13 protein-coding genes are annotated in these 14,886 nt (G+C 46.8%); 4 read left to right on the plus strand and 9 right to left on the minus strand.

Translation table 11 applies throughout. The features are described from left to right. Positions 1 to 65: 65 nt before the first annotated feature. From F4X88_16660 to F4X88_16675, 4 genes are all read left to right on the plus strand, one after another. Entirely contained in the window at positions 66 to 581 is a 516-nt protein-coding gene (locus F4X88_16660) for an RNA methyltransferase (GenBank protein MYA57915.1), read from the plus strand. 339 nt (positions 582 to 920) lie between these two features. Next, positions 921 to 1,994 carry an alcohol dehydrogenase catalytic domain-containing protein gene (locus F4X88_16665; GenBank protein ID MYA57916.1) on the plus strand — a complete coding sequence of 358 codons (1,074 nt, stop codon included), beginning with the start codon at positions 921 to 923 and terminating at the stop codon, positions 1,992 to 1,994. A 12-nt stretch (positions 1,995 to 2,006) separates the two neighbouring features. Further along, on the plus strand, positions 2,007 to 3,275 hold the full coding sequence (locus F4X88_16670; GenBank protein MYA57917.1) for a hypothetical protein: 1,269 nt from the start codon (positions 2,007 to 2,009) through the stop codon (positions 3,273 to 3,275). 317 nt (positions 3,276 to 3,592) lie between these two features. Continuing rightward, positions 3,593 to 4,402 (plus strand): phytanoyl-CoA dioxygenase family protein, encoded by an 810-nt coding sequence (locus F4X88_16675; GenBank protein ID MYA57918.1) that lies wholly within the window; start codon positions 3,593 to 3,595, stop codon positions 4,400 to 4,402. 53 nt (positions 4,403 to 4,455) lie between these two features. Here the strand turns inward: F4X88_16675 and F4X88_16680 are convergent, their stop codons facing one another. The 9 genes from F4X88_16680 to F4X88_16720 all read right to left on the minus strand — a co-directional run bounded on the left by F4X88_16680 (position 4,456) and on the right by F4X88_16720 (position 14,546). Beyond that, the gene (locus tag F4X88_16680; protein MYA57919.1) at positions 4,456 to 4,641 is read right to left on the minus strand and encodes a hypothetical protein; all 186 of its coding nucleotides are present in this window, start codon (positions 4,639 to 4,641) and stop codon (positions 4,456 to 4,458) included. Between the two features lie 25 nt (positions 4,642 to 4,666). After that, positions 4,667 to 5,236: a type I restriction enzyme HsdR N-terminal domain-containing protein gene (locus tag F4X88_16685; protein MYA57920.1), complete on the minus strand. Its 570-nt coding sequence runs from the start codon at positions 5,234 to 5,236 to the stop codon at positions 4,667 to 4,669. A gap of 5 nt (positions 5,237 to 5,241) precedes the next feature. Beyond that, the gene (locus F4X88_16690) at positions 5,242 to 6,615 is read right to left on the minus strand and encodes an ATP-binding protein (GenBank protein MYA57921.1); all 1,374 of its coding nucleotides are present in this window, start codon (positions 6,613 to 6,615) and stop codon (positions 5,242 to 5,244) included. Positions 6,616 to 6,694: 79 nt separating this feature from the next. Next, positions 6,695 to 7,048, minus strand: coding sequence for a DUF4325 domain-containing protein (locus F4X88_16695; protein ID MYA57922.1), 354 nt, complete (start codon positions 7,046 to 7,048; stop codon positions 6,695 to 6,697). A 43-nt stretch (positions 7,049 to 7,091) separates the two neighbouring features. Then, positions 7,092 to 9,254 (minus strand): site-specific DNA-methyltransferase, encoded by a 2,163-nt coding sequence (locus F4X88_16700; protein MYA57923.1) that lies wholly within the window; start codon positions 9,252 to 9,254, stop codon positions 7,092 to 7,094. A 30-nt stretch (positions 9,255 to 9,284) separates the two neighbouring features. Beyond that, a complete protein-coding gene (locus F4X88_16705) occupies positions 9,285 to 9,620 on the minus strand; it encodes a hypothetical protein (GenBank protein MYA57924.1) in 336 nt (111 codons plus the stop codon). Positions 9,621 to 9,725: 105 nt separating this feature from the next. Then, entirely contained in the window at positions 9,726 to 10,328 is a 603-nt protein-coding gene (locus F4X88_16710; protein ID MYA57925.1) for a hypothetical protein, read from the minus strand. A gap of 9 nt (positions 10,329 to 10,337) precedes the next feature. Continuing rightward, positions 10,338 to 11,432 (minus strand): ParA family protein, encoded by a 1,095-nt coding sequence (locus F4X88_16715; protein MYA57926.1) that lies wholly within the window; start codon positions 11,430 to 11,432, stop codon positions 10,338 to 10,340. A 432-nt stretch (positions 11,433 to 11,864) separates the two neighbouring features. Further along, positions 11,865 to 14,546: a type III restriction endonuclease subunit R gene (locus tag F4X88_16720; protein MYA57927.1), complete on the minus strand. Its 2,682-nt coding sequence runs from the start codon at positions 14,544 to 14,546 to the stop codon at positions 11,865 to 11,867. Between the last annotated feature and the right edge of the window lie 340 nt (positions 14,547 to 14,886).

Consider the following 14,886-nt stretch of genomic DNA (forward strand, 5'->3'; position numbering starts at 1 on the left):
AGAACATATTACCCCTTCTATGAGGTTATGTCAAACATTATTGCGTAAGTCCTACGCAAGGAAAAATTAAAAAGCAACTACGCGGCAAACCGCTCAAAGACTTTCTGAAGCAGGTGAAACCGCCGGAAAGAGAACTGGTTTTTATCTTACAAGATGTCCAAGACCCGGTGAATGTCGGTTCCGCATTTCGGATAGCGGACGCGTGCCGTGTGAAAGAACTGATTTTGACAGGTATCAGCGCACAACCGCCCCATCCACTGGTGCGCAAAGTGGCGCGCGGGAAACACCGACGGGTCAAATGGCGATACACAGAGCAGGCAGCGGACGCGATTGCATCGCTGAAAGCCGATGGCTACACGAGCTGCGCCTTAGAAGTTACTGCGCAATCCATCCGTTACGATGAGATAGACTATCCAGACAAAATCTGTCTCATCGTAGGGCATGAGGACCACGGGGTAACGAAACGAACGCTTGCTGCCTGTGACATGATCATTTATCTTCCGATGTATGGCGCGGGTGCCTCATTGAACGTTCATGTCTCTCTCGGTATCGCCGCCTATCACATCCTGCATCAATTTTAATAGTTGGCATTTATCAGAAAAATAGTTGGCATTTATAGTAAAGTTTAGAATTAATAGGACATCCTGTGCCGGTTCGGTTAGGAAACCGAACCTACCGGGGGCGGAAAGTGTCCATTTATTTTTCGGATCCACTATAAGAGGTTTTCGTTAAACCCAAATCGCGTAGCCTGCAACAATACGCAGAAATACCCCGGGGAATGCCACATGGCATTCATACCCGGGGAAGCCCACACGGGCTTCATACCGTTGATTCTGATTCGCAAAAACACGCAGGCGGATATGAGAAACGCACATCAAATTCCAAACGCATGTCATTTCTCCGCAAGGAATAATTAAAAAATGTCGAAAACGATGCGAGCGATTATGTGTCGCGAACCGTGGGATTACCGCCTCGAAGAGGTCCCACTGCCGGAGGCAGGGCCCGGTGAAGTCGTCATTAAGGTGAACGCATGCGGCGTTTGCGCGAGCGACATCAAATGTTATACAGGCGCGCCGCTTTTCTGGGGCGACGAACACCGCGAACCATACGTGGAAGCACCCGTTATTGCCGGACACGAATTCATCGGTGAAGTCGTAGAACTCGGTCCAGGGGCAGGTGAGAAATATAAGCTTGAAATCGGTGATACGGCTATCGCAGAGCAGATAGTCCCGTGTTGGGAGTGTCGATATTGTCGAACCGGGAAGTATTGGCTTTGCCAAGTCCACAACATTTACGGGTTTCAACCTGTTGTGAACGGTGGTATGGCGGACTATATGAAGTTTCCGGCACGCTCACTTGTCTACAAAGTCCCTTCCGATATTCCGACGGCGAGTGCTGCGGTGATCGAACCCCTCGCTTGTTCTATTCATGCCGTGCAAAGAGGAAACATTGAGTTCGGTGATGTCGTCGTGGTTGCGGGTGCGGGGACTCTCGGACTGGGTATGATCGGCGCAGCGAAGTTGAAAAATCCAGGGGTGCTTATCGCTATTGACCTGATGCCGAAACGGTTAGAGGTCGCCAAAAAGTTGGGAGCAGATATCGGGATCAATCCCTCGGAAACAGATGCTGTGCAAGAGGTATTAGACCTCACAGAAGGCTACGGGTGCGATGTCTATATTGAGGCAACGGGACATCCCAAAGCGGTTGAGCAGGGACTGCACATGATTCGGAAGGCGGGCACCTTCGTCGAATTCAGTGTCATGCGGGAACCGGTGACAGTGGACTGGACGATCATTGGGGACACAAAGGAGTTGAACATCCACGGTTCACACTTAGGTCCGTATGCGTATCCATTAGCGATCGATTACATCCATCGCGGTCTCATCGAGGTCGAGCACATTGTGACGCATCAACTGCCGTTGGAGGACTATCTTACGGGATTCGAGATGGTCCAAGAAGGGTCGGATTCGATTAAGGTGCAGTTGGTACCGTGAGGATAAGAACAAATGGAAATTACCGAAATTGAATCTATTCCATTGCGTGTGCCTTACGAGGAACGGATTCGTAAGAGATACTACCACTTCGCGATGACGGAGTTAGTCACGGTCTATAAATTTTATACCGACACCGGTCTCGTCGGTCTCGGAGAGAACCCAGGACCGCCGTTTGATCAGGAGGTGCTGGACACCTATCTCGGCACGAACCCGTTCGATCATGTCATGGGTGAGGGTCGTTTTAATCTTGACATGGCGTGTTACGATCTGATGGGGAAACATCTCGGTCTGCCAGCATGGAAGTTGATGGGTCAACAGGTTCGGGAGTGGGTTGCGATGGGGTGGTGGATGCCGTGTATGTCGCCTGAAGACACGGCTGCTGAGGTTCAAGTCGCTGCTGAACGTGGATACCGAGGTTTGAAGTGTAAGGCACGCGCCTTTTATGATGTCGTTGAGCAGTCAGCTGCGATCCAAGAGGTTGCGCCTCCCGACTTTCGCGTGGAGTTCGACTTCAACGGCTCGTTAATCAACGTTGAGAAGGCACTCCCCATCCTACGAGAACTGGAGAAAATTTCGGTTGTTAAGGGTCTCGAAGAACCGATTTTCGCTTACGACGTGGAGGGCTGGCGACGGCTGCATCAAGAGATTCGGATTCCGTTCTATCTACATGGTGTTGGTGTTATCCGGGAGGGTGCTTCACGTCAACCCTCTGGTCCGTGGATTGGGCTTCGAGCGGGCGATTTTGACGGTGCGCTGTGTAGCCATGAAAGCGTCAAAAGTGCACTGGCATCGGGGTGGGCTTTCGCTGCTGCGAATACACCGATCCTACTCCAGTATGTCGGTACTGGCATTACAGCGGCATTTGCGTGTCATCTGGGAGCCGTGATTCCAACAGCGACCCTGCCGGGAGTCACTGCAAGCCACGCTTATGAAAGCGACTTAATTGTTACACCGCACAAAGTTCAGCGCGGATTTATGCAGGTGCCAGAGGGTCCCGGTCTCGGTGTGGTATTAGATGAAGCTGCTGTGAAACGGTATTCCGAAACGCCTGAACCTACATGGAAACGACACATCTCTGTTGTCACCTTACCCGGTGGCATAAAGCATTACTACCGAAACCTACAACAGGCGGAACGCCTCATGAAACAGGGCGTGGACGAATCTTATGCACCCGGGGTGCGTTTGGATGAATGGGAAGATGACGGTAGTGAAGGCTTTGACCAACGCTTTAAGCAGTTACAGGAGAACGATTGGCCCGTGTGGGAAACTCCTATCACTTAGAAGTCAGTATTCTGCTGAGCAGTTGAGAACGATTCATAATTTGGGTTTGTAGTCGCGCAATGGTATAAGTCGCGTGTGGACTTGCGGGACAATACGCGTTTAGGCAGTGGGACGGGCGATGAAGGGTTCCCTACTGAGGGGATTTACTATATAGTAAAACCCATAATTAATGGGACATTTGACAGCGGGCGAGGGGACCTCGCCCCTACGAGGTGAGGCAGGCATGTCGGAGCGTTAAAATGTCTTTTTAATTCTAAACTTTACTATAAATACGCACAGACTAACAGTCTATGCTACGGAAGAAGGAGTAAAATACTATGATGACCCCTGAACAACGGTATCTTTTCGATGTCACCGGATACCTTCACTTAGAGAACGTCATGACGGACGAAGAACTGAAAGCGGCACAAGCAGCAGCGAATGAATACATCAATACCCCTACCGAAGAACTTCCACCCGGATTTGATTCCAGCGAAAAAAATCTCCCAAACGGCTTTGCCTTCGCGAAACCCTTAGAGGCACTCACGATGCACCGATCGACGTGGCCTATTATCAAAGAACTGACGAATAACAAACCGCAATTGATGCGTGGCACCATGATTGCGGATCGGGCGGGTGCGTCGGAGTCGGAAGAAGGCCTCCGCTTGCATTGTGCGCGAGAAGATTTTGGATGGCACTGCAACCGTTATGAGGTCCGAAATGGTCGAATCTTTTGTGACGATTTTGTCGTTTTTCCTTACCTCTATGATGTGCATCCGGGGGATGGTGGGTTGTTAGTCGTTCCCGGCACACACAAGACCTTTTTCGATCGTCCTGAACACCTCTACAACAACGGGAGGATTAAGGATGCCGATGAGATTCCAGAAGGGGTTGTTAACATCACGCCGAAGGCAGGGGATTTCGTGATTATCTCTGAGCTCCTGACGCACGGTGCGCTGCCGTGGAAACCGAAAGATCGGTATCGTTGTGTCCTGACCTTACGCTACAGACCGCAGCATCGCGGCGAGAGTCGGGTGCCGCCAGAGGTTAGAACACGATTGTCGCCGGAAACCCTGGAACTCATCTCCCAGGCAGGGCACTATGACACGAAAGAGATCGTTAAAAAGGACGTAATCACCTTGACGTAATCGGGGTTACAAACCCCTACCACATTGGGGTTACAATCCCTCCCCCAAATGCGTTATCGGTTGTTGGAGTTGTGTTGACGGTTCTCACGTCGATCGCTCACTTCAATCAGTTTGTCAACCGTCTCCGAGTCCAGCACATTTCGGATGATGAGGTAGCCTTTATCGTCAAAGTGCTGTATGTCCTCATTGGAGAGTGGGTGCCAATCTAAATCGGTTAATGCTTCGCTTGTGTGTGCCATTACCGTTTCCTCTTATATTTTGGTGTCAGAATACGGGATCAATTAACTTATGAAAAAGGACAGTAGGGCTCCGTGAGATTTTTAGAAAAATCTCGGGACGATTATGCAGTTGTCCCATGGATTGGAAAGGTTGTGTTCTACGCTTGCTCCTGTTAAAGTTAAGTTCTACAATACTAACAAACCGGTACTGATAACCATTAAGAAAGTCATCCGATGCCCAAAACGATTTTCCTATGCATTGGCAGTAAGTAATAAAGCAATATGCCCCTTTTAATTGTTGGACAACGTGGGAAGCCAATTTAGCGTCCATTTCCTGCGTCTCGATGCAGATAATCCACTTTCTTCCACGCTCATCGTTGGATACAATCACAAAATCAGCCCGTTTGCGTTCGCCCTTCGTTCCATTGAAAACAGTAAGAGGATTCTCAAAATCTTCTGCCCTGATCACAATAGAGTGAGGAGGAATCCCTTTTATTTCGACAGTCGCACCGGATTGCAAATCGGTTAATTGCACAGAAGGTCTTCCCTGACCCGGTTGTAAGGTAACTTGGATATTGGGGGTGAGCATTTCCCTCAGTATCTGAATATCATTCACAAAGTCTACTCTTCCCCCCAGACAATTTCGTCCTGAATCCTGTTCATATCATCAATCGTCTTATCAAAGCTGCTGACTCCAATGCCAAATCTTGGATGAATTTTAGCAGGAACGAGCGTATGCCCCCTTCTCCGTCTCTTTTGCCCTTCTTCCAATGGCATCAGTTTTTCTTCCGCTACGTATACTTTGACTTGATCGGCGTTAATCAATTCACTTTCCTGATAACCGTTTTCTTCGGCGACTCTTTTCAGGTGTGGCTTGTCGTGATTGAGCATGATCAGTGTGTTCAGTTCTTTGACGATGTAATCGCTGTGGGTAGTGATGAAGACTTTAACACCCAAATTCACGAGCCTCGCAAAGAGTCTGGCGATGCGGCGTTGATTTTCCGGATGGAGACTTAATTCGGGTTCGTCTATCATCAGCAGATCACCTTTTTCGGCAATACAATTGAGATAAAAGCTGAGGTCTAAGAGTGAACGCACGGCACTTGAACTTTCCACCATTGTTAATTTGAGTCGTGTGCCTTTCGGAATATAGTAGAGTTGGTCGTTTTGTGTAATGGTGTATTCGCCCCCGATAATATCTACAAAGTCTTCCAAAATTTCGGGATGCTCTTTGGCAATGAAACTTTTGCTTTTGGCAATATCTTCAAGTTGACCCATAAAGTCGACATCGGTTCCTATTGACGATGGGTAACTTTGATACGCCTTGGATAGCAATCCCCGCAAGTCCGTCTGTTGATCTGCTCGTGCCATGTCTTTCAGCAGTTGACTCCGAGCAAAATTAAGTTCTTTCCGAAAAGTCGAGATGCCGGTACGCTCAGCTGAAGATATAAAAGGTCTGGGTAAAGAACCAGAGAAAATATGCTCGATAATAACAAAATCAATAAAACTTTTTACACTATCGGTATCAATTTTTTTTTCTTCTTGTTTTTTTGTTGTTCTTGAAGTAAGTATTGCTGCTTCGCTTCCCTTGCCCTTTGAAAATAGGAAAGATTGGAGGCCTGTGAATAGGCTGTTGAATTGTTTACCTTGTATGTCAATCTCATCTGTCATGAAGTAGAATTCACTCTTCTGAAACGTCCCTTCAGGTGCCGCAAAAATTGTATCCAGTTGCTCGGTGTATTTCCTGCATGCTTCTGTAAGTAGGTCATCAGTTGCTGGCACCAATTCAATCTTAACCTGTTTTGTAAGTGCTCGCTGGATTTGGGCATCGCTAATTGGGAAACGGATGAATTGATGCCAAGACTTTAAAAAACCGAACAATACACAAGCAGCATAAGTTTTGCCGGTGTTATTCTCACCACAGATGAGTGTCAAATCGCCCAGCGAAAATTCTGCCTGCTTTAGGATTCCAATGTTTTTTAGTTTTACTGTCAGACTCATACTGATACCTCTACAATTGTCATAGGGTCATTACTCAAAGTGTTTACAGATTTAACAGTAAGTATGAGGGCAATTACATTGAGAATTCATCAATTTGAAATATTTGATTGAATTTCTGGGGGTCTTTGAAATATAATTTGACATCGCGAACGACAGATTCCAGGAAAGCGAGGTCGTCTGGTTCTATATCTTCCACTTTCAATAGGGAGCGAATTTTTTCCTCACTGAATGTTCCGTACAATTCACCAACTGCAGCAGTGAGGAAAGGTGTTGTTAATGCTGTGACATTGTGAAATGAGAGGACGACATCTTGATTCGCTCTCAGAGCAGCATCAAGGTGTTTATGAATCTTCTGCCCGTCGCCGGAAGCAACGCAAAACGGGCTGCCCACGACTTTAAACATGGATATTTTAATATTTTCTGACACGGTTATCTCCTTAAAAAGTATCTTCTGTGTTGAGGCGACAATCCTACACCGAAACCTCCACAATCGTCATTGTGTCATTGCCGAAGATGTCAACGACTTTGACGGCAAGTTTGCGATGACCAGGTTTGCATTCGTGGGCAACACTGGTCAATTCCAATGATCGGTCTTTCTTGGTGCGGAAACTTTGCCACTCATTTTCAAAAACATAATCGCCTGTCCATTGTTCTTCCCATTCGCCTGTTTGCGAATCTTGCATGCGGATAATCTCGTGTTTGCTCTCAAAGTCGAAATCGACCGACCAGTAGTCGATCCAGTCTGTCCAGTGTTTGGTTAAAACCTCACGGCTCACAATCCCATCCGCGTCTTTGCTTACTTTTACGACTTGCCCTCTTTCTACGACGATCCGACTACTCCTGTTCTTGAGTGTCTGCTCAGCGTTGGAGATAGAATCCTGTGAGTAAAAGACAGAGAAATCGGTTAATTCCACGGCGACCGTTGCAAGTCCCCCTGATAAGGGGGATTTAGGGGGTTTGGTCGAAGAACCTCCCTTGCCCTCCTTCTCAGGAGGGTAACAGATGGTGGGTTTGACCTCAATAAACGCCATGTCATGGAATACAACCTGACCTTGTTCCACCGCTCGTTTGTCGAAAACCTCGGCGGGAATGAATTTCGGTGAAATGTCAAGTCCCTTGCTTTTCGCCTCATCTAACACATTGGGAAACAGCCCCATCTCGAACTCAAACCCGAGAACGTCCACACGCGTAATTTGGTGTCTACGGCACTCAAGGATAATTTCCTCCACAAAGAGGCGCGTCACCGGCATATTGACAGGACCGATTGCAACAAGCCGTCCGGCTTTTTTTCCCTGGAAATTGGTGAAACTCTCGGTCTTTTCGGCAGCGTAAGCACACAAAATGAGGTCAATGAACGCCTTTTCTCTCTCTACCGATTGCTTCTGCTGTTCAGCCTCGCGCAGGTTCGGATTAACACCGATATAGTGTTGACGCTCATATTTGCCGAGATTGAGGATTTCAAAGGCGCGGTAGTCTTTACCATCAGTCTTAAGTTGACGCTGGGCTCCGATCATCCGTTTGCGTGTAGTGTGGATAGCGAACTTGCCGAGGTCTGTAGCAATCCACTTGCGTCCTAACTTTTCAGCAACGGCAGCAGTGGTGCCAGAGCCACAGAAGAAGTCAGCAACGAGGTCACCCTCATTGGAGGACGCTTTCATGATTCGTTCCGAAAGGGCCTCGGGCTTTTGAGTGGGATAGCCTATTCTTTCCTGTCCAACAGGATTTATCATCGAGATTTCCCACATATCCGGCATTGGAACACCTTTTGTAGGCTCATCTGTCATTATAGATCGCCTAATCCCATCTTCCCCAATAACACTTTTCCATGATTTTCCTTGCGCGCTGGATTTAGATGATTTCGGGATAAAAAGCTGGTTAAAACAATGTTTCCCTTTATTTTTTGCATAATAGAAAATATTATCGTGGTTAGCTGCAAACATTTTACCAGCAATATTCCATCTCCTGTAATACCAAGATATTTGATTAATGAAATTCTCTCTCCCAAAAATCTCATCCATTGCAAGGCGGATATAACTATTCACGCGCCAATCACAATGCACATAGATACTCCCATCCTCTGCCAATAGCTCCCGCATTAGGACCAACCGCTCATGAATCATCGCGATAAAGGAGTCTGCTCCTTGTCCCCATGTGTCGCGGTAGGCAATCTCTTCAAGGATATTTGGATTTTTGGTAAAAGTTTCGTCCCCAATTTCGATATCCATGGAAAAGTCCGCGCCTACATCAAAAGGAGGGTCAATATAGATGAGTTTGAGTCCACCTTGTGCTTCAATTTCCTCGCGCAGCGGTCCGTTCTTGAGCGATGACAGAACAAGTTTGTTGTCACCCCAGATCAACTTGTTTGTCCAACCTTTGCGCTGTCGGCCACGTGTGTCAAAGAGCGCGAGTTGCATATTGTCTGGGGAAGGTTTCTCAGCACGGGGTTCATCTACCTGTTCAATCGTTTGAAAGGGTAGGACAATGTTGCAGACCTCACTGGTTTTTCCGTTCCAGACGAGTTCGACTTCGCGTTTGTCTTCAAACAGCAGGAAGCGGTACTTGTCGGGCAGCGGTTTGTCTGCCTCAATAAAGCGGATGATTTCTTGTTGTTCTTGTTCTGTAAGTCGTGGCATGGTTTTCTCTCTCGGTTTTTACAACGTTTATTAATCGTACGGACGATCAACTTGAACGACGGGATCCCCGACCTTGACATAACTGTCTCCTTCATAAAGATGAGACCAACCTTTGTCTTTTGTTCTCAATGTTTCGTATTTTTTTATCCATTCGGGGGGCATAAGCGATCGAGCAAATGGTCCCAAAGGTCCGCCCTCTCCGCCGATGTTTACTGACTCTGCTTTGTATGTACTAGCGATAGCTAATTTATCTTGAACATGGGTGATCTTCACTCTGACTCTTGGACGTTCAATAGAACCCAACACTTCGTCTGTATCTGGATCTTTTATATCTTGCCCTTGAGGATCCATCACATCAAAATACATACCAACATCTACGCCGTGTGCTGTTCCGATGTTTATTGCTATTTCCCGTTCGTTAAGCACCCGTGCGACTTTTCCACGGATGGGTTCTGCCATTTTTTATACCTCTTACCAAATGTTGGCAAGCCCGTAAGTTGACTCAATATGCGTTTTCATGCCCGTGTCCGTAACATTGACAAGGTTTTTGAAGAAAGTCTCAGTCTCTTGGATCGCTTTGCTGGTTAGACGGATTTTGCCACTCGGTGATTGTATCCAATTGTAAGTTGGCATGTTAGAACCATGAGCCAGACTATGGCGAATACGTAATATCTCATTTAATCGTTGATTTACCTGCTCCCGATTCATATTAACTTGAGACCCACCCCAATCGTTGATAGGATCGTATCCTGTGTATTGATCGAGGAGATTGCGTGTATTTTCCCAGTTTGGCGTATTAAATCTTGTCAAAGCATTACCTGCTATATTCTTAGCGAGTGTATGTATAGCATCAAATTTTGGGTTTAACGGATCTGCTATCACATCGTAGAAATTACGCACCAAGTTATCTATGTATGCATTCCACGCTGCGACGTAACCGGTAAGCGCTGCGTGATAGTAAACCTGTATTTCGTCAAGTGACATGGGGCGCAACCGCTTATTCGTTGCTGCTCTACGCAGTGTTTGTATACGATTTGCCGAGGCCGTGTACTTCAATGCTGCTGGTGATGGCACGAGGAACCTTTAAAGATAATTTACAAATTCAGTAAGAGCATTCCGATACCGTTCTAACGGTTTGGGATTGAGTTGGACCGGTTTATCGTGAACCATATTCGGTCCGGGGCGAAGACTATCTAAGGGTATTCCTTTAACCGTCATAACGACACATGCACTGTGATAGTCTGGGACCTCTATGAACCTTTTACTCGGTAAATCTTTTGGGGATGCATAAATTTGGCGATGTTTTTTGTGAAGTTCATCCAATGTTGCTTTAATGGCCTCATTTACTGCCTCAAAAGCCCTGCTTGCCTTGCCACCATGGAGAGTTACGCGATTACTGATGAAGGTGTGGAGTTTCGGAACATCCAAACCCTCGTCCTTTGCTCTATTAGCAAAGTTGATTCTCGCATAAGTTTCTATTTTAGGGTCACTCACACCGTATCCATAAAGCAGGGCAACAACATTCTCCACGGCCCGACGTGAACTATCATCAGGTGTAAAAGGCACGACAAGGTTTTCAGTTGCAGCAAGTGCCAACTGAGTATAAATAGCGAAACTCGGATTACAGTCAATAATAAAAAGTGCATCTCTGCTTCCGCTCCGCTTACGTAACGCGATTGTCAAATCTTTGATCCAATTGAGTACTTGTTTCCATGCATCTACCGGAATGGCAAGCTGGGAGGTCTGACGAATCGCCTCTGAGAGGATTTCCAGCAGATAATCACCGCAAACCAAAAGTAAATTTGTTGGAAGTTTTGCGTTGAAGTTCCGAGGATGGCACACATAAGGAGAAACATCATGGATCTGCTTAAATGGAGAATTCAGTCGCGCTTCAAGGTAACCCGCAACTGTAGCACGCGGCGTTTTTCCTATTAGTTTGTGTATCGGATCAACATTTTCTCGGACTACATCGTAACTATATATTGACCTTTGGTCACCGGTATCAATCAAAAGTTGGGAATCCAAGAGCAACATCTCAGAGATGTTCGCCTGTGGACAAAGGTCTATCACATAGACATCGGCGTTCGGGTAAGTACGGGCATATTCTGTTGCGGCAACAAAGCTTAAGAAACTCTTGCCAATCCCTCCTTTGTTGTTCCAAAATGCGTAAGCTGTCATAGTGCCACCCCCTCTCAAAAATGAAAAAACTTGTGGAAAGATGTCTTATATTTTAACATAAATTGGTATGGTATGTCAAGCGGTTTTGGGCTTTCGATAGGGTCATTTAGTTTTAAGAATTTATTCGGGTTTTTACGCTTCTTTTGACGATTTGGAGCGGTTAGAAACCGCTCCTACCGAGTTGAGGGAGTTAAAAAGAGTAAAAATATTCACATATATAAAGTAAATATATAAACTAAATGGCTCTGGGCTTTCGATAAGGGACTTTCGCTGAATCACTGCATTCCTTTTTCAGTAGACAAAGCTTACGCTACGGAGGATACACAGGCTAACAGCCTATGCTACAAGTGGCATCATGACCAACTCAATCATCTTTTGGGGATGCATAGGAAACCAACAGCTTATGCTACCAGGTTAGTTCATAAGCATCCGCTACGAGGTTTTGTATTCCGTAAATCCGTCAAGCAGTTGCTGGAATGTTTCGGGTCTGTATACGTCAAAACTCTCTTGATCTACATAAACAAAGTCATAGATAGTATTTGACGAAACCTTGTTGACATCTTTACACCATTGCGATAAGCGTTGCATCTTGCGCGGCACATCCAGATCTTCTCTCCCCTTCGTCTCAACAACGATTACGCGTCTATTCGTCAACTTAACAACAAAGTCTGGGTAGTAATTGGAAATATCGCCATCTGCATTGATATAGTCGAGTTTGAAATGCAGGCTAAAGTCGTTTTTGACGTAGGAGACGACATCTGGGCAGTTTTCGAGAAATGCGGCGAATTCCAATTCAAAATGACTGTCACCGGTGACTCTGTTGAACACAGACTTTTGGGGGACCAAGTATTCCTGTTCTTTAACCATGAAGGGACGTGCGTCCTGTGCTCGCGTTGTTTCGATCAACTTTGCATCTCCTCTATCCTGTATTGTGAGATCGTTGATAGCGTATTTGAACGTCTCCATGACCGTTTTTGTGGCTGAGAGTTCTGACAGGTTCTGTAGGGTATCTGGGTGCTCTAACATCACCGTTTCGCCGAAAAGTTGGTTCTGGACAAAGTCTTTAACCTTTCCATACAGCACATCGTAACCACTGATGAGTCGGAGGTCTTTACGGAGTGTCTCTGCAAAATAACCGATCACGCTGCGGTAATCAGCGACACCACTGCCGTCTAATACCGTGGTGTGCGTAACCTCGCCCGTCGCCATGTCCGTGAAAACGATTTCGCGTTCCGATGTTTCGTCAAACGCTTGGTATGCCACGGGTGTAAAACCGAACTGTGTGATATCCAAATCCGCGAGACTCGTGTACTCCCGATAGATGCGGCGCGTCAGTATCGGGACTTCAATATCAAGCGCGTCAATATCTTTGTTGACATTCGCTTTGTCCACTTCAATGACGAGGGGTGCTTTCGGTTTTGTCCCTACACCCATCGCTTGACGTTCCAATTCGACCCCTTCCGATTTAATCTCCTCAACAAACTCCATGAAGGCATCAGTGCCAATAACACTCACAGTTTCTTCGAGACCACCCGAGTACATGAGGCGGAGCCCGCGTCCAAGCGTTTGTTCTGGTAAGATATTGGCTTTGGCGGAATAGGCGCGGAGTCCAACAATAGTCGTTACATTCTTGACATCCCATCCCTCCTTGAGCATCAACACGGAGACAATCGCTTTGTATGGACTCTCCAGGGAATCAATCTCATTCGCCTGCTTACGGAGTTTCTCCAATTCTGCTTGTTTCTTACTGGATCTCGCCTCAGAGATTTCACCACTTCTGTTGGTATGAATGACGAGGACGGCATTTTTGAGAGCAGGATGCAGGTTTTCGAGGGACGCTGCCACTTCGTCGCAGTTCTGGGTATTGTCGGTCATCACAAATAGGATGGCTTTCTTCCCTAATTTTTCATGTTCTTCAGCTGCTTTTCGCCACTCCATAACACCGAGTTCGAGATAGTCGGCATACTTCTCGGTATACCTCACGCTTTGGCGTTCCTCAAGTTTTGCCCGGCTCTCAGCATCCGGAAGGACAGGGTGCTTAACAACATTTTGCGAAATCGCCTCTACAAGCGGATAATCTGCGACTGTTTGCACAAAAATTGCACCGTTGTCGTGCTTCGGCGTAGCACTTACATCCACTTGCAATGCCAATTCACTGCCTTTCTGCAAAAGACGATTGTGAATATCTTCAATGGACTTGAACCATGCTAACCTCCGATCGTGGACATGGTGTGCTTCATCGTTGAGGATCATCAGTTCGTCGATGTCGCGAACGATGTCTCCGAGATCAACCTTAGAATCTGTTGTTGCCCCTGTCGGCTTTTTACCGAAAAAGTAGTCCATGCTGTTATCATCATCAGGGGACGGTGGGGATTGATCGCTGGAATAGACGCGGTGGATGTTGGTGAGAAAGATGTTGCCTGTGGGTTGGGTAGTACGTACTTCGTCTTGGACGTGTAGGGTGAGTTGAAAATCGTCACGCCAGTTGTTACCTTCAAACCCGTTATCGGGCAGCACGGGATCATTAAAGAAAATGCGTAACCCCTGAAAATCGTGATAGAGTCGGTCAAGCACAATGATATTGGGGGCAATGACGAGGAAGTTGCGCGAGAGTTCGGAATCGGATTCATATAACTTGTGAAAGAAACTCCACGCGATGGCGAGGCTCATCACTTTCGTTTTGCCTGTGCCTGTTGCCATTTTTATGACAAACCGCCGCCAGTTTTCGTCAAACAGTCCCGCTGAAACGGCGCGGGAACTGTCAAAGCGCATGAGATCGTATTCGTCCCTTACCTTGACAACATCGTATAGGTAGATGATGGTTTCGATTGCCTCGCGCTGGGCGAAGTAATACCGGAATTCTGTCCTCGTTTCATCATCCTGTTCGCTCAGGTGTTCGGTATTAAACCACCAATTGAGGAGTGCTTTGCTCGTTTCGGAGGCACCGCTGTAGTTGTTATCCCGCCACGTTTTGACTTGTTCCCGGATCTTTTGCACAAGCGGGGGCAATAGCATCCCATATTCCTCAAACAACAGAGGCTGATCTGGAAGCCAACGCACTGCAGGGTCAATGATTGCGTGTGGAGATTCGGGAAAATCGGGGTGTAAAGCCATGAGTGTTGATTCTGTTTTTAATCCGTGTCAACAGAGGTCTGTTTTTCGTGGCTTTATTATACCGAAGGTGTATTAAAATCGCAACCTAAATTGATTATGGTAAAATCCCGACGGGCGCGGGAACCTACGAAGAAATACGCAGAAACACCCAAGCAAATACCCCCAGCAAAAACCCCCTACGAGCCTTCTGTTAAGCAATTTTGCGTATTACATAAGCACATTATCCATCGGTAACGGGCGAGGGGACCTCGCCCCTACGATTCGACTTTACCATAAAAGGGTTTTTGAGGATTGTCCGGTGCGGTTGGAAACCGCACCTACCTTCTGGTTGGAGATTAGG

Source organism: Candidatus Poribacteria bacterium (assembly GCA_009839745.1).
Taxonomy (GTDB): domain Bacteria; phylum Poribacteria; class WGA-4E; order WGA-4E; family WGA-3G; genus WGA-3G.